The organism is Mesorhizobium sp. P3_A9, assembly GCF_056402975.1.
Genome location: NZ_JBFUGJ010000131.1, coordinates 1 through 15347 on the forward strand (window position 1 = coordinate 1; position 15347 = coordinate 15347).

Sequence of the window (15347 nt, forward strand, 5' to 3'; positions counted from 1 at the left end):
CCCAAACACAGGCTGTGTTGAGGGTCTGTTCAGGCTGAACGGGAGTGGAAGACGGGCGCGAAACGGCCGGACTGGGCGGATTTCGAAAGTCCGAATGCCCCTGTCAGGCCAGCATCTCGATACCGAGATGCCTAGAGCATTCGGATGAGCGCGCCACCGATCGAATACCCCGCGCCAAAGGCGCAGATCAATCCGAAATCGCCGGGCTTCATGTCGGCATGGTTCTCCGACAGCGCGACGATAGCGCCGGCGCCCGCCGTGTTGCCGAGCCGCTCCAGCACCATCGGCGCGCGGTCGTGATCGACATCGTGGCCGAACGACAGTTTCAGGATCATCGCATTCATGCGCGCATTGGCCTGATGCAGCCAGAASCGCCGGAYGGCYTGCGGYGTCARCCCGTGCTCGGCCARGAATTCGACGATGAATTTKTGSCCGGCRACGGTGACTTCCTTGAACACCTTGTTGCCGACCTGCTTGATCAGATTGCCTTCGAGGTTGATCATGTAGGGATCGTCCTGGGCGGTGCGGGTGTGGTAGCCGAGATTGGTGCGGATGTTGTTCGACATCTGCGTCCAGAGGCGCGTGTCCAGCACCTCGAAACGCCCTGGCCGTTTGTCGCCCTGGGCAAGCCCCTCCACCACCAGCGAAACCGAGGCGTCGCCGAAGATAAAATGCGTCTGCCGGTCGCGGAAATTGAGGTGGCCGGTGATGATCTCCGGCGTGGTCACCAGAATGCGCTTGTGCGCGCCCGAGCGCACCAGATTGACCGCCAGATGCAGCGCCGCCGCCGCGGAAGAACAGCCAAGCCCCATATCGAAGCCGGCTCCGGTGGTGCCCAACGCCTCCTGCATTTCGATGGCGATCGCCGGATAGGGACGCTGGTGGTGCGAAGCCGAGCAGATGACCAGGTCGATGTCGGATGGTTTCAGCCCGGCATGGTCGAGCGCCTTCCTGGCCGAGGCGATGCCGAACTCCGCTTCCAGCGACAATGCATCGTCGGGTCGCGCTGGAATGCGCGGCGTCATGCGGGTCGGATCGAGAATGCCTTCGCGCTCGATGACATGACGGGATTTCACACCCGAAGCATGGACGATGAAGTCGCTGTCGGACTTCTGCAGCAAGGGCTCGCCGGTGCCCTGGCGCCGCGCGTTCTCGGTGTCGACCCAGCTGTTGAAGCTCTCGACCAGCTCTTCATTCGTGATGACAGCTTCAGGAATTTCAGCGCCGATGCCGCTGATGATGACGCGATGCATGTTTCAGTCTGTCCCATCCGCGGGCGTTGCGACTTCATGTGGGCGCCGAAACGCTTCGGCGCAATACTTTTCTCATCAGGCCGTTTACGCCGGCTTAAACCAAAGCTTCAGGCCGGCTTGAATCCGATCTTACCAGGCGCACAGTTTGGTGTTGGTCTGCGGGTTGTTCCAGCAGGCGCCGTCGTCGCGGCTGCGCACAAACTGTCCCGGCAACGGCACATTGCGGCGGCCGAGATTGACATAGCCATAGGCAAAGCCCGGTCCGTCGAYCTCMAGCACATAGGTCGGATAGCCCGGCGCCGAGATGCGGAAGCTGCCGGCATCGTCGATCGCGCGGTAGCTGCATGCGAAATAGCCGTCATCGCTGGTGAAGCAGCGCGCCCGCTTGGCCTCGGCCGAAACCGAGAATGCCAAAAGGGCTGCCGCGCACACGCCGCCCCCATAAAGCAATCTTTTCAAAGTCATCATCCGCCCCCTGCCACTCGGCCATCATGGCCCCACGCGATGAGTTGGCCATGGCGGCGAAACCGGGTCAAGCAGTTGCAAAGGGCCGCGTGCGAAGTGGGTAATTCTTTCCTAGGGTGTGTCGAGATTCAGGTCAGGCCGCGCCGAAAATGGTGGCTTCCGAGAACCGGAGCGGAGCGTACTTTTCGTACGTGAGCACCGGAAGCGCAGGGAGCCGCCATTTGCAGGCCGGCATCACCTGAATATCAACATATCCTAGCCGGCCCGCTTAGCGACAATGAATATGCGCGGGAAACGCAGCAGCACTTTGCCATTCGCAGTCTTCGGATAGGCCTGTTTGATCTTGGCGGTGTAGCTGCCGAGGAACAGCTTGCGCTCGTCGGCGTCCAGCGGATCGAGGAAGGGCTTCAGTCCCGTCGACTTCACCCACTCGACGATCGCCTCGGCGTCGGCAAGCGGATGATTGTAGGCCGTGTGCCAGATATCCAGCCGGTCGGAGAGCGGCGACAGCAGATCATAATAGAACGACACCGGCGGCAACGGCCCACGCGCCGCGCCTGCCATCTTTGCAGCGAAGGGCATTTCTGCCGCCGTGTCGCGCATCACCTGATGCGATGGCTCAAGCAGATTGTCGGGCATCTGGACGGCCAGCGCGCCACCAGGCGTCAGAAAGCCCATCAGCCGCTGAAACACTGCCGGATGGGTGGGCAGCCACTGGAACACCGCATTGGCGAAGATCACATTGACCGGCTCGGCCGGCTGCCATGTCGAGGCATCGGCGAGGTCGAAGGTGACGTTGGGCAGGCGCGCCCTCGCCTTCTCGATCATGTCGGGAGAGGTGTCGAAGCCGCTCACCGCGGCATCCGGCCAGCGCTCGACGAGAAGCTCGGTCGAATTGCCAGGCCCGCAGCCGATGTCGACGACCCGGCGCGGAAAATCGACCGGCACCTGTGCCACCAGATCATGCGCGGGCCGCGTGCGCTCGTCCTCGAATTTCAGATATTGGGCGGCGGACCAATCAGCCATTTGAGCTCCTCATATCGTCTTGAGAATTCGCCGCCCCGGTTTGTCCCCTTACCGCGTCAACCTCTTGTAGGTCATGCGGTGCGGATTGACGGCTTCGGGSCCGAGCCGGCGGATCTTGTCCTGCTCGTAATCCTCGAAATTGCCCTCGAACCATTCGACATGGCTGTCACCTTCGAAGGCGAGGATGTGCGTCGCCAGGCGATCGAGGAACATGCGATCGTGCGAGATGATGACTGCGCAGCCGCCGAAATTTTCCAGCGCGTCTTCAAGTGCGGCCAGTGTTTCCGTGTCGAGATCGTTGGTCGGTTCGTCGAGCAGCAGCACGTTGCCGCCGGTCTTCAGCATCTTGGCCAGGTGCACGCGGTTGCGCTGACCGCCGGAGAGATTACCGACCTTCTGCTGCTGGTCGCCGCCACGGAAGTTGAACGACGCGCAATAGGCGCGCGTGTTGGCTTCGAACTTGCCGAGCTTGACCACTTCGGCCCCGCCCGAAATTTCTTCCCAGACGGTCTTCGACGGATCGAGCGCGTCGCGGCTCTGGTCGACATAGCCGAGCTTGACCGTCTCGCCGACGCGGACGGTGCCGGCATCGGGCTTTTCCTGGCCGGTGATCATCCGGAACAGCGTCGTCTTGCCGGCGCCGTTCGGGCCGATGACGCCGACAATGCCGCCCGGCGGCAGCTTGAATTCCAGTCCGTCGATCAGCAGCGTGTCGCCAAAGCCCTTCGACAGGCCGTCGACTTCGATCACCACATTGCCGAGCCGCTCACCGTGCGGAATGACGATCTGCGTGTCACTCGGGCGCCGCTTGTCGGCTGCATCGAGCAGGTCCTGGAAGGCCTGGATACGCGCCTTGGACTTGGTCTGGCGGGCCTTCGGGCTTGACTGGATCCATTCGCGCTCGCGGCCGATGGCGCGCTGGCGGGCGTCGTCCTCGCGGCCTTCCTGCTTGAGGCGCTTGGCCTTGGCTTCCAGGTACTTGGTGTAGTTGCCCTCATAGGGAATGCCGCGGCCGCGATCGAGTTCGAGGATCCAGCCGGTGACATTGTCGAGGAAGTAGCGGTCGTGGGTGATGATCATCACGGCGCCGGGATAGGCGCGCAGATGCTTTTCCAGCCACGCCGTGGTTTCGGCRTCGAGATGGTTGGTCGGTTCGTCGAGCARCAGMAGGTCKGGCTGGCGCAGCAGAAGCTGGCAGAGCGCAACGCGGCGGCGTTCGCCGCCCGAAAGCTTGGTGACTTCCGATTCCTTGGGCGGGCAGCCCAGGGCTTCCATCGCCATTTCGACCTGCTGTTCGAGGTCCCAGAGGTTCAGCCGGTCCATCTCGTCCTGGAGCTTGGCCGACTCGTCGGCCGTCTCGTCGGAATAGTTCATCATCAATTCGTTGTAGCGCTCGATGATGGCGGTCTTGGCGGCGACGCCTTCCATGATGTTCTCGAACACCGTCTTGCTCGCGTCGAGCGCGGGCTCCTGCGCCAGATAGCCGACGGTGGCGCCTTCGGCGAGCCACGCCTCGCCGCTCCACTCCTTGTCGATGCCGGCCATGATCTTGAGGATCGTCGACTTGCCGGCGCCGTTGGGGCCGAGAATGCCGATCTTGGCATCGGGGTAGAAGGACAGATGAACGTTCTCGAGCACCTTCTTGGTGCCATAGGCCTTGTTGAGGCCGGCCATGTGATAGATGAACTGGCGTGCCACGCGCGCTTTTCCCTGAAAAATGACTGGATTTGTCGGATTGAATGGAGGTTGGCCGCTATGTAGGCGATGCTGGGCCGAACGGCAATCGCTTTTGCCAGATCAAGCCTTCCACACGGACAAGTGTGTGCCGGCCGCCAAGTTTTCCACCAGTCGCTGACGTGCGGAAATCTCCGGTTAACCCTTCCGCGTCAAAACAGGATCGGGGTGGAATCGCTGGATTATCGCGATTCCTGGAAAGAGATCGGATCGACGGCAGTGCTGAACAGTTTCCTGCTCCTTGCCGAAGCGGTCGTCTATTTCAGCGTGATGGTGACGCTTTTCCGCTTCCGCAAGCGCATTGGCCTCGGCGTCTTCGTCTGCGCGCTCGGCGTCATGCATTTCCTGGAAACCTATCTCGCCAGCGTCTTTTACGTCGCGCTGCCGTTCGGCATGGTCTCGCCGGGCTCGGCGGTGCTGTTTTCGGGCAAGCTGGTGATGCTGCTCCTGCTCTACATCAAGGAGGACGCCGCAACCGTGCGCCAGCCGATCTACGGCCTGCTGCTCGGCAATGCGCTGATGATCGGCCTGGTGCTGCTCTTGCGCCTGCACGCCATCGCAGCGCTGCCCGACGGCAGGCTGCCCGATATCGGTTTCATCGACCAGATGGGCTGGCTGATGGTGTGGGGCACGACGCTGCTGTTCGTCGACGCCATCCTGATCATCCTGCTCTATGAAAGACTTGGGCGCGTCCTGCGCAAAGCGCAGTTCGCGCGCATCCTGATTTGCGTCGCCTGCGTGCTGACCTTCGACCAGGCGGGCTTCTTCACCGCGCTGCATTTCGTCACCGGCGCGCCGATCGCCGTCTTCTTCGGCGGCTGRTTCGCCAAGATGGCGGCGGCGCTGACCTTCAGCGCCATGCTGGTGGTCTACCTCAGATGGTTCGAGGCCCGCGACATTCCGCTACCGCGCGGCCTGACCGACATCTTCGAAACCCTGACCTATCGCGAGCGCTATGAGGCGCTGGTCGAACATGTCGGCCGCGACGGCCTGACCGGCCTGCTGCATCGCGGGCGCTTCGACGCCGACGGTGAGGCCGCCGTCGAGGTCAGCCTGCGCACCGCCAGGCCGCTCAGCCTGTTGATCATCGATGTCGATCATTTCAAGTCGATCAACGACCGTTTCGGCCATGCCGAGGGCGACAAGGTGCTGAAAGCGGTCGCAAGCCTGCTTCGCGAAGTGGCGAGCGCCGAAGACCAGGTGTTCCGAATCGGCGGCGAGGAGTTCGCCATCCTGAGTTCGCGTCCGCATCCGGTCGCCAGGCTGTTTGGCGAAAGCATCCGCTACGCGGTCAAGGCATCGACCGTGACCAGCCGCTTCGAGCTGACCGTCAGCGCCGGTGTTTCAACCGTCGGCGAAACGACGCGCTGCCTTGCCGACCTGTTCGCGCTCGCCGACCAGCGCCTCTACAAGGCGAAGTCAACCGGACGCGACCGCGTCGTCGGCGAGCCAGGCGGCCACGAGCCCGACACCGCCGTCGCCTGGACCAAGTCGGCGCAGATCTAGAGCAATTCCAGGAAAAGTGTGAAGCGGTTTTCCGTCCGGAATTGCGCCAAACAAAGAGACTGCTACGACTTTCTCTGCCGCGCAATGCCTGTAAACGTTGACACCGCCATCAGCGCGATCGCCAGCCATTTCAGCGCCGTGATGATCGGCCCGGCCTGGATGTCATAGGCGATGAACAAAAGAATGCCCGGCACCAGCAGCCCACACATGATCAGCATGATGCGGTTGATCTGCCAGGACACTTTTGACGCCAGCGCCTCATCGCCGCCAGCGGGCACCAGCGCCGCGCGCAAAGTCTTGCCGCCCACCAGCATGGCCGAGAGGCGCATCGAGACCGGCAGGCCAAGTCCGATAATGAGGAACGCGCAGGCGGCGAGCAGCATCGAGAACTTCAGCGCGCTGGTTTCGGCCGGTATCGGAAACAGCAACGTCGCCAGCGGCAGGAAGACGCCGAAAATGCCGAGCGCGGCGATGGCTATGAAGATGGCCGCGTTGACCATCGTGAACAGCTGATAAGTGCCGGCGCCGATCGGCTCGGACAGCGTGCGCATACGCGCCCACTCGGCATCGCTATAGGAAAAACCCGGCCATTCCATCCGGGCATTGTTGATCGAAACCATGCCCTTAGCCCAGAAAGCCAGCCGCGCCAGCGCACTGCCTGTCACATCCCCCATCGCCATCCCCCGTCGAATGATGTCGCCCCACCATAACACCGCGCCGTGGCGCAACGACAGCCCGTTACCGGACCCACTACACTTACTGGAACCCGATCGCGTCAACGGTGCCTGTCGGGCAGCCGGCCTTGTTGGTCGGCACCGAGGCCAGCAGCAGGTCCTTGAGCGAAGAGTTCGGGCCGATCGGGCCGGCAAGGCCGAGCGTCAGTTCGCCGATCAGCCGCCGGCCACTGGAAGGATCGATGACGCAGGAGACGCGCACGCGGTCCCCTGCCCCAGCGCCGAAAGCCTGGTCGAAGGCGCCACGGATCTGGTCCGCCGTCAGCTTGCCGCCAATGGTCTTGGCGAAGAGATCGCGCACCGGCGAGGCGTTGACCTGTCGCATCAGGCCGAGCGCATCGGAAAAATACTCCTGCTGGTTCTTGCCGTAGCAGGTGCCATGCTTGATCCATTCATGCCGTTCCAGCTGGGAGGCCGTGCCCGGCATCACCTGGTCGAGCTCCTTGCGGGTGCCGGCATCGAGATTGACGGACGGAAGATCCTTCCAGTGAGCCGGATTGTCATTGGCCTTGTCGTTGGCCGCCACCTGGCAATAGAAATTGCCGTTCGGCTGCGGCCACAGCCCGTGCAAGGTGAAATTGGTGGCGTCGAATTCGCTCGGGCTCTGCGCCTTGCATTCTGCCTTGTTCGACTTGGTCTCGCAGAAGGCCGGCTGCCAGCTCAGCGCGAAGACATATTCGGGTTTTCCCGAGGCGGCGGGCTTGCCTTGTCCGCCAGGTGCCGCCGGCACCGTCGCGGCACTGCTGCCCGACAGATGGCCGCAAGTGACCTTCACCCAGCGCCGCTCCGGATCGGCGCCCGGCACCATGATCAGATARTGCGTCGGCGCATCCTTGTTGCCSGCMAGSAGMTSGTAGCTCTGYCCGGCMKCGGTCGAGACATTGCCGGGGTTCTTGCCGYTCTTGATGSCYTGTGTYGCCGGACAGGCSGCRTCSGCMACGAAGGWGCCGCTCATCTTSACKTCGGCTTGCGCAGCATTGGCCAGCGACATCGCCAGCATGGCCAATCCGAAAACGACACCAATGCGCATGAGCGAATCCTCGGCTGAAGAAAGTGGGCGACAGACTGTCTCTGTCTCCATGTCAGAATTGCGATATTTTGCTGGTCAAACGCAAGAAACATCGTCGCGCAAATGCAGTTGCTGTGGATTGACGCCAAACCAGCGCCGGCGCAAACAAAGCCAACAACGATAAAATGAGGGAGAGAGCAGGCGACCATGCCTTTTAATCAACAACGCATGGTCCGCTCGCCGACCGGTGCCGACCTCAATCTCTTCGTCAGGCAGGCTGACGGCAAGCCACGCGCTGTCGTCCAGATCAACCACGGCTTGGCCGAGCACGCCGCACGCTATGCCCGCTTTGCCGATTTTCTCGGACCTCGCGGCTTCCATGTCTATGTCCACGACCATCGCGGTCATGGCGCGACCAAGGCATCAGATGCGCCGCTAGGCAGATTCGCCGACAGGGATGGCCCGGCCAAGGTGATCGCCGATGTCGACGCCATCCATGATCTCATCGCCCGCGAATGCCCTGATCTGCCGGTCATCCTCTTCGGTCATTCGATGGGCGCGTCGGTGGCGCTGAACTACCTCCTAGGCCACTCGCCACGCGTCCATGCCGCCGCGATCTGGAACGGCAATTTCTCGCAAGGCCTGCTCGGGCAGGTGGCGCTCGGCGTCCTCGCCTGGGAACGGATGCGGTTGGGCTCCGACGTTCCATCACGCCTGCTGCCGAAACTCACCTTCCAGGCCTGGGGCAAGGCAGTGCCCAACCACCGCACGCTGTTCGACTGGCTGTCGCGCGACGAGGCCGAGGTGGCGAAATACATCGCCGACCCGCTGTGCGGCTGGGATGCTTCTATCTCGATGTGGCGCGACGTGGTCTCGATGGCGCTGAACGGCGGCAAGGATGCCGGTTTTGCCGGCATCCGGCGCGACATTCCCGTCGCCATCGTCGGCGGTGAAAAGGACCCTGCCTCGGACTATGGCAAAGGCATCACCCATCTCGCCAGTCGCATGCGCAAGATGGGCTTTTCGAATCTGGTTTCAAAGGTTTACGCCGACACCCGCCACGAAAGCCTGAACGAGGTGAACCGCGACGTCATCATGGACGATTTCGCCGCCTGGGCCGACGGCGTGCTGAAATAACGACCCGTATCCATCGCAAACCGGCCCTTTGGCCCATCGCAAGGGCCGTGACAGCGGCACAAGGTGTTGATAGAGGCTGCGGTTCCGACCAATTCTGGTGATTTATGGCCGAACCTCCCCTGAAAGGCGTCCGCGTCGTCGAACTCGCCCGCATCCTTGCCGGGCCGTGGGCCGGGCAATTGCTTGCCGATCTCGGCGCCGATGTCATCAAGGTCGAAAGCCCCGATGGCGGTGACGACACCCGCAAATGGGGCCCGCCCTTCGTCATGAGCCATGACGGCGAGAACCTGTCGGCCGCCTACTACCATTCCTGCAACCGCGGCAAGCGCTCCATCGCCATCGATTTCTCGACGTCGGAGGGTGCGGAAACCATCCGCCGGCTGGTCGCGACGTCGGACGTGCTGATCGAGAACTTCAAGCTCGGCGGCTTGAAGAAATACGGGCTCGACTATGACAGCCTGCGCAAGATCAACCCGCGCCTCGTCTATTGCTCGATCACCGGCTTCGGCCAGGAYGGGCCKTACGCGCCSCGCGCCGGCTAYGAYTTCATCATCCAGGCCATGGCCGGCATGATGTCGATCACCGGTGAGGTCGGGCGCGAACCGCAGAAGGCCGGCGTCGCCATCTCCGACATCTTCACCGGGCTCTATTCGGTCATCGCCATCCAGGCCGCCTTGCGCCATGCCGACCAGAGCGGCGAGGGCCAGCATATCGACATGGCGCTGTTCGACACCCAGATCTCGGCGCTCGGTAACCAGAACCTCAACTATCTCGTCTCCGGCAAGTCGCCTGTGCAGATGGGCAATGCGCATATGAACATCGCGCCTTACGAGGTGGTGCCGGTCCGTGATGGCCACATCATCCTGGCGGTCGGCAATGACGGCCAGTTCGTCAAATTTTGCGCTGCCGTCGGCTTGGACGAGCTGTCGACCAATCCCGATTTCGCCACCAATCCCGCCCGGGTCGCCAACCGGGTCAAGCTGCGCGAGCACATGATCGAAGCGCTGAAGACGTGGGATCGCGACCCGCTGCTGGCAAAGCTGGAAGCAGCAAGCGTACCGGCGAGCCCGATCAACACGATCGGCCAGATGTTCGCCGACCCGCAGACGATCGCGCGCGGCATGCGGCTCGACCTCGACGACGGTCACGGCAATCTTTTGCCGTCGGTGCGCGCGCCGATGGTGATGTCTGAAACACCGCTGGTCTATGAGCGCCCCTCGCCGCGCCTGGGCGAGCACACTGATGAAATCCTTGCCGAACTGGAGAGATCAGCGAAATGAAGACCGGTGGACAACTGATCGTCGACGCGCTGGAAGCGAACGGCACCGACCGCATCTTTTGCGTGCCCGGCGAATCCTACCTCGCGGTGCTCGACGCGCTGCACGATTCCAAAATCCGCACCATCGTCTGCCGCCAGGAAGGCGGTGCGGCGATGATGGCGGACTGCCAGGGCCGGCTGACCGGCAAGCCCGGCATCTGCTTCGTCACCCGCGGCCCCGGCGCCACCAACGCCTCGGCCGGTATCCACATCGCCATGCAGGACTCGATACCCGTCATCCTGTTCATCGGCCAGGTCGCCAGCCACGCTAAGGAGCGCGAGGCCTTCCAGGAAGTGGACTACAAGAGGTTCTTCGGCGACATCGCCAAATGGGTGGTCGAGATCGACGATGCCTCGCGTATCCCGGAATTGGTCACCCGCGCCTTCGCGGTGGCGACATCGGGCCGCCCCGGCCCGGTTGTCATCTCGCTGCCGGAAGACATGCTGACCAGCGTCGTCGAAGCGCCCGCCGCCTTGCCGCACACACCTGTCGAAACCCGGCCGGGCGAAGCCGAACTCGATGCGCTGGAGAAACTGCTGGCCAAGTCCGTCAGGCCCTTCGTCATTCTCGGCGGCACGCGCTGGGATGCCGAGGCCGTTGCACGGATGCGCGCGATCGCCGAGGCGTGGTCGCTCCCCGTCGGCTGCTCCTTCCGCCGCCAGATGCTGTTTGATCATCTGCACCCGAACTATGCCGGCGATGTCGGCATCGGCATCAACCCGAAGCTGGCCACCACCATCAAGCAGGCCGACCTCGTTCTGCTCATCGGCGGCCGCATGGGCGAGATGCCTTCCTCGGACTACACGCTGCTGAAAAGCCCCTATCCCGACCAAACGCTGGTGCACGTCCATGCCGAYGCCGGCGARCTCGGCCGCGTCTATCGGCCGGCGCTGGCGATCAAYGCCTCGCCKTCSGCCTTCGTCGAAGCCTTTGCCAAGCGCAAGCCGGCTACCGCACCGAATTGGGCGGACGAGACGGCCAAACTGCACGCCGCCTACCTCGACTGGTCGACACCGCCGGAAAGCGGCCCCGGCCCGGTCCATATGGGGCCGATCATGAACTATCTGGAAAAGGTACTGCCCGACGACGCCATCCTCACCAACGGGGCCGGCAATTACGCAACCTGGGTGCATCGCTTCCACCGCTCCCGCCGCTTTGCCACGCAGGCAGCGCCGACCTCCGGTTCGATGGGCTACGGCACGCCGGCGGCGGTCGCCGCCAAGGCGCTTTATCCGGATCGCACCGTGATCGCCTTTGCCGGCGACGGCTGCTTCCTGATGAACGGCCAGGAATTCGCCACCGCCGTGCAGTATGACCTGCCGATCATCGTCATCGTCGTCAACAACGGCATTTACGGCACCATCCGCATGCACCAGGAACGCGAATATCCCGGCCGCGTCGTCGCCACAGATCTCAAAAACCCCGACTTCGCGTCGCTGGCCCGCGCCTATGGCGGCCAYGGYGAGACRGTCGARAAGACSGCCGASTTCGCRCCSGCCTTCGAGCGWGCSCGCGCCAGCGGCAAGCCGGCSATCGTCGAGATCAGGCTCGACCCGGAGGCGATCACGCCGACACGGACGATGACCCAGATCCGCGACAAGGCGTGATCCAACAAAAAAGGGGCGGTCACCCGCCCCTTTTTGTCGGCGCGGTTTGCTACTTCGCTGCCTCGATCTGGCCGCGGATTTCGCCGTCCTTGTTGGCGGCGGTGTGCACGTTGACGTAGTCCTTGCCAGCAATCAGATCGGCAGCCTGGGCATCTGTCAGGACAGCCGAGCCCTTGATCGGGCTCTTGAGCTTGCCTTTGAACGGGATCGCAACCCCGGCGTTCTCACCAATCGCGGCCGGGCCATGAATGTGTCCGGCCATCGCCGGTCCGCTCAACCCGGAATATTTCACTGTCCAGCTGAGTTTCTTGGTGGCCGTGTCGAAGGTGAAAGCGGCCGTGCCCTTGCCTTTCGTGGTGACCGGCGGGTTCTGCTGGGCACCGTCGAGCGTTGCCTTCAGCTTCACCGTCTCGGCCAAGGCCGGCGATGCGATGAGGAAGGACGCCGAGATGGCCAACGCCGAAAGCATTGGTGCCAAGGATTGGATACGCATGAGAATCTCCGTTTGCTGGATAACACCCTCCACGGCTCCCCGGCGCGCGGATGTATCGACACAACGCTTATGAGCGCGGATGGCTCCGCGCGAGTAACGTTTACGTGCAGACTGTCGGACCGCTCGGTGCCCGGATGCTCGGAGAGAAGCCGTCAGCCCACCGCCAGCGCCTGCGTCAGGTCGGCGATCAGATCATCCGGATGCTCGACACCGATCGACAGCCTGACCGTCGTCTCCAGAACACCGATGCGCTGACGCACGTCGAAGGGAATGCCGGAGTGGGTCATGGCCGCCGGATGGCTGGCGAGCGACTCCGTGCCGCCGAGGCTTACCGCCAGCTTGAAGATCTGCAGATTGTTCAGAAAGGCGAATGCCGCCTTCTCACCGCCCCTGATGTCGAAGGAGAAGGTCGAGCCGGCGCCGCTGCATTGCCTGGCATAAGCGCGTCCCGCCGGCGTGTCCTCGCCCAGGAAGGGCAGATAATGCACCTTCTCGACCTTGGCATGGTCGCGCAGGAATTCGGCGACCAGGCGCGCATTGTCGTTGGCCCGCTCCATGCGGATCGACAGCGTCTCCAGCGAACGGCCGAGCATCCAGCAGGAATGCGGGTCGAGCTGCGTGCCGATGGCGCCGCGCAGCGCCTTGATCGGCTTGGTGACCGCCTTGCTGCCCATGGCGGCGCCCGCGATCAGGTCGGAATGGCCGCCGACATATTTGGTCAGCGAATAGACGGAGACGTCGGCGCCATGCTCGATCGGCCGCTGGAACACCGGCCCGAGCAGCGTGTTGTCGCAGACGATGATCGGCGTCGAACCTTGGCTGGCGCCGATCTCGTCGGCGATCGTCCGCATCAGCGCGATGTCGACCAGGCTGTTGGTCGGGTTCGATGGCGTCTCGATCAGGATGACCGAAACACGCCCCTTCGCAACCGCAGCATCGGCTGCCGCCCGCACCGCCTTCTCGTCGACGCCATCGGCAAAGCCGACCGCGCCGATGCCGAAGCCGGACAGCGTGCGCGTCAGCAGCGTCTCGGTGCCGCCGTAAAGCGGCTGCGAATGCAGGATGACGTCGCCCGGGCGGGCATAGGCAAGCAGTGTCGTCGCGATCGCCGACATGCCCGATGAAAACAGGATGCAGGCGTCCGTGCCCTCATAGATCGCCAACCGATCCTCGACGATCTCGCTGTTGGGATGGTTGAAGCGCGAATAGACCAGACCGGACGCCGTGCCACTCGGCGGCTCCTTGCGGCCGGACGTGTAGTCGAAGAAGTCGCGCCCCTCTTCCGCCGATTTGAACACGAAGGTCGAGGTCAGGAACACCGGCGGCTTGACGGCGCCCTCCGAAAGCTGCGGATCGAAGCCATAGCTCAGCATCAGCGTCTCCGGATGGAGCTTGTGGTTGCCGATATGGGTTTTCGACGGGCGTGGCGCGGTCATGGCTTTTCCTGCGTTCGAGGGATATCGCGCCGCAATTTATGCGATCCCGATCAGCCAGTCCTTGCTATTCTTGGGCTCGCGTGGCTGCATGCCGGCAACAAATTGCCAAGCTGGACCAACAATGCAGCAGAAGATAGCCGATGACTTCGACCTCCGGATTCTCAGGGAATTGCGGGCGGATGCCCGCATCACCAACAACGAGCTCGCCGAGCGCATCGGCCTGTCGCCGTCGCCCTGTCTGAGGCGGGTGCGGCGGCTGGAGGAGACAGGCGTCATCAGAGGCTACACCGCGCTGGTCGATCCCGCCGCCTTCGGCTGGAGCATGGTCGCCATCGCCACCATCCGSCTCAGCCGCCAGAACGAGGACGAGATCGTGATGTTCGAGGAGGCGATCCGCGGCTGGGAAGAGGTGCTGGAGTGCCACCTCGTCACCGGTTCGCGCGACTATGTGCTGAAGGTGGTGACAGGCAGCCTCGAACAGTATGAGCGCTTCATCAAGGAGAAGATCGCGCGGCTGAAATGCGTCGCCTCGATCGAGACCAGCTTCGTCATGAACACCATAAAGGAAAGGCGCCTCTGACATCTGTCAAAGGCGCCGCTTTCGAAATCAGGATGACTGGTAGGCTTACTTGACCGCCTTGTCGGTGATGGCGGTGGTGTAGGCGCCGGTCGGCTCCTTGGTGATGATCTTCTGGTCGAGCAGCGCCTTGGCGGTGCGCTCGTAGGTCGCCGGATCGAGCTTGCCGTCGGCATTGTCGATCAGCTTGGCGACTTCGCTCATCATCCGCTTCTGGTGGTTCTCGTCCTGGCCGCCGCCATCCATGACGATACCAGCAGCTTCGTCATTGTTGTCGATGGCGTATTTCCAGCCCTTCATCGAGGCGCGCACGAAACGCACCATCTTGTCCTCGAAGGCTGGGTCCTTGAGCTTGTCTTCCGAGGCATAGAGGCCGTCCTCGAGCAGGTCGTTGCCCATCGCCGAGTAGTTGAACACGGTCAGCTGCTCCGGCTTGTAGCCGGCGTCGATCAGCTGCCAGTACTCGTTGTAGGTCATGACCGAGATGCAGTCCGCCTGCTTCTGGATCAGCGGCTGCACGTCAAAGCTCTGCTTCAAGACGGTGACGCCATCCGCACCGCCTTCGGTCTTCAGGCCAAGCTTGTTCATCCAGGCATAGAACGGATATTCGTTGCCGAAGAACCAGACGCCGAGCGTATGGCCCTTGAAGTCGGCTTCGCTCTTGATCGGGCCGTCCTTCGGGCAGACCAGTTCCATGCCGGCCTTCTTGAACGGCTGGGCAATATTGACCAGCGGCACACCCTTTTCGCGCGCGGCCAGCGCACCGCCCATCCAGTCGACGATGACGTCGGCGCCACCGCCGGCGATGACCTGCTCGGGCGCAATGTCGGGGCCGCCCGGCTTGATGTCGACGTCGAGGCCTTCGGCCTCATAGAACCCCTTGGCCTTGGCGACATAGTAGCCGGCAAACTGTGCCTGCGTGACCCATTTCAGCTGCAACGTCACCTTGTCGGCGGCCATTGCCTGGAAGGCAGYCAGCGACATYGCGCCGGCCAGAACGGGAATAACAAGTCTTTTCATTTTTCTACCCTCTGAAGTTAGTGCCCTAAAC

The 15347-nt window shown here is 62.9% G+C and carries 14 protein-coding genes; 5 read left to right on the top strand and 9 right to left on the bottom strand.

Annotation, left to right across the window (positions count from 1 at the left end):
• Positions 1–131 precede the first annotated feature (131 nt).
• The 4 genes from AC1DX0_RS18470 to ettA form a co-directional block, all read right to left on the bottom strand.
• Positions 132–1253 (bottom strand): beta-ketoacyl-ACP synthase III, encoded by a 1122-nt coding sequence (locus AC1DX0_RS18470; protein WP_477356358.1) that lies wholly within the window; start codon positions 1251–1253, stop codon positions 132–134.
• A gap of 129 nt (positions 1254–1382) precedes the next feature.
• Positions 1383–1718: a hypothetical protein gene (locus AC1DX0_RS18475; protein WP_477356360.1), complete on the bottom strand. Its 336-nt coding sequence runs from the start codon at positions 1716–1718 to the stop codon at positions 1383–1385.
• 255 nt (positions 1719–1973) lie between these two features.
• Complete coding sequence (gene tam, locus AC1DX0_RS18480; protein ID WP_477221893.1) at positions 1974–2744, bottom strand: trans-aconitate 2-methyltransferase; 771 nt, start codon at positions 2742–2744, stop codon at positions 1974–1976.
• A 48-nt stretch (positions 2745–2792) separates the two neighbouring features.
• Entirely contained in the window at positions 2793–4442 is a 1650-nt protein-coding gene (gene ettA, locus AC1DX0_RS18485; protein ID WP_477221892.1) for an energy-dependent translational throttle protein EttA, read from the bottom strand.
• 255 nt (positions 4443–4697) lie between these two features.
• Between ettA and AC1DX0_RS18490 the strand changes: the two genes are divergently transcribed.
• On the top strand, positions 4698–5984 hold the full coding sequence (locus tag AC1DX0_RS18490; RefSeq protein WP_477356368.1) for a GGDEF domain-containing protein: 1287 nt from the start codon (positions 4698–4700) through the stop codon (positions 5982–5984).
• A 62-nt stretch (positions 5985–6046) separates the two neighbouring features.
• Here AC1DX0_RS18490 and AC1DX0_RS18495 read toward each other — a convergent pair whose 3' ends face one another.
• Entirely contained in the window at positions 6047–6658 is a 612-nt protein-coding gene (locus AC1DX0_RS18495) for a hypothetical protein (protein WP_477221891.1), read from the bottom strand.
• A gap of 82 nt (positions 6659–6740) precedes the next feature.
• Complete coding sequence (locus AC1DX0_RS18500) at positions 6741–7526, bottom strand: ribonuclease T2 family protein (protein ID WP_477356362.1); 786 nt, start codon at positions 7524–7526, stop codon at positions 6741–6743.
• 408 nt (positions 7527–7934) lie between these two features.
• Here AC1DX0_RS18500 and AC1DX0_RS18505 point away from each other — a divergent pair, with 408 nt between their 5' ends.
• From AC1DX0_RS18505 to AC1DX0_RS18515, 3 genes are all read left to right on the top strand, one after another.
• Positions 7935–8864: an alpha/beta fold hydrolase gene (locus AC1DX0_RS18505; RefSeq protein WP_477221889.1), complete on the top strand. Its 930-nt coding sequence runs from the start codon at positions 7935–7937 to the stop codon at positions 8862–8864.
• A 104-nt stretch (positions 8865–8968) separates the two neighbouring features.
• On the top strand, positions 8969–10144 hold the full coding sequence (locus tag AC1DX0_RS18510) for a CaiB/BaiF CoA transferase family protein (protein WP_477221888.1): 1176 nt from the start codon (positions 8969–8971) through the stop codon (positions 10142–10144).
• Positions 10141–11790, top strand: coding sequence for a thiamine pyrophosphate-binding protein (locus AC1DX0_RS18515; RefSeq protein ID WP_477356364.1), 1650 nt, complete (start codon positions 10141–10143; stop codon positions 11788–11790). The genes AC1DX0_RS18510 and AC1DX0_RS18515 overlap by 4 nt, the downstream gene beginning before the upstream one ends.
• A 49-nt stretch (positions 11791–11839) precedes the next feature.
• Here AC1DX0_RS18515 and AC1DX0_RS18520 read toward each other — a convergent pair whose 3' ends face one another.
• A complete protein-coding gene (locus AC1DX0_RS18520) occupies positions 11840–12283 on the bottom strand; it encodes a CHRD domain-containing protein (RefSeq protein WP_477221886.1) in 444 nt (147 codons plus the stop codon).
• 152 nt (positions 12284–12435) lie between these two features.
• Positions 12436–13719, bottom strand: a complete 1284-nt coding sequence (locus tag AC1DX0_RS18525; RefSeq protein ID WP_477221885.1) for a cystathionine gamma-synthase family protein — start codon at positions 13717–13719, stop codon at positions 12436–12438.
• A 121-nt stretch (positions 13720–13840) separates the two neighbouring features.
• On the opposite strand from AC1DX0_RS18525, the gene AC1DX0_RS18530 reads away from it, so the two are divergent.
• Entirely contained in the window at positions 13841–14299 is a 459-nt protein-coding gene (locus AC1DX0_RS18530; RefSeq protein ID WP_477221884.1) for an Lrp/AsnC family transcriptional regulator, read from the top strand.
• Positions 14300–14344: 45 nt separating this feature from the next.
• On the opposite strand, the gene AC1DX0_RS18535 is transcribed toward AC1DX0_RS18530, so the two are convergent.
• Entirely contained in the window at positions 14345–15316 is a 972-nt protein-coding gene (locus AC1DX0_RS18535; RefSeq protein ID WP_477356366.1) for an ABC transporter substrate-binding protein, read from the bottom strand.
• Positions 15317–15347: the final 31 nt, after the last annotated feature.

Excerpts from the sequence above, each read along its gene's own strand:
- tam (WP_477221893.1), bottom strand. The coding sequence starts at position 2,744 with ATGGCTGATTGGTCCGCCGCCCAATATCTGAAATTCGAGGACGAGCGC.
- AC1DX0_RS18495 (WP_477221891.1), bottom strand. The coding sequence starts at position 6,658 with ATGGGGGATGTGACAGGCAGTGCGCTGGCGCGGCTGGCTTTCTGGGCT.
- AC1DX0_RS18500 (WP_477356362.1), bottom strand. The coding sequence starts at position 7,526 with ATGGTGCCGGGCGCCGATCCGGAGCGGCGCTGGGTGAAGGTCACTTGC.
- AC1DX0_RS18505 (WP_477221889.1), top strand. The coding sequence starts at position 7,935 with ATGCCTTTTAATCAACAACGCATGGTCCGCTCGCCGACCGGTGCCGAC.
- AC1DX0_RS18520 (WP_477221886.1), bottom strand. The coding sequence starts at position 12,283 with ATGCGTATCCAATCCTTGGCACCAATGCTTTCGGCGTTGGCCATCTCG.
- AC1DX0_RS18525 (WP_477221885.1), bottom strand. The coding sequence starts at position 13,719 with ATGACCGCGCCACGCCCGTCGAAAACCCATATCGGCAACCACAAGCTC.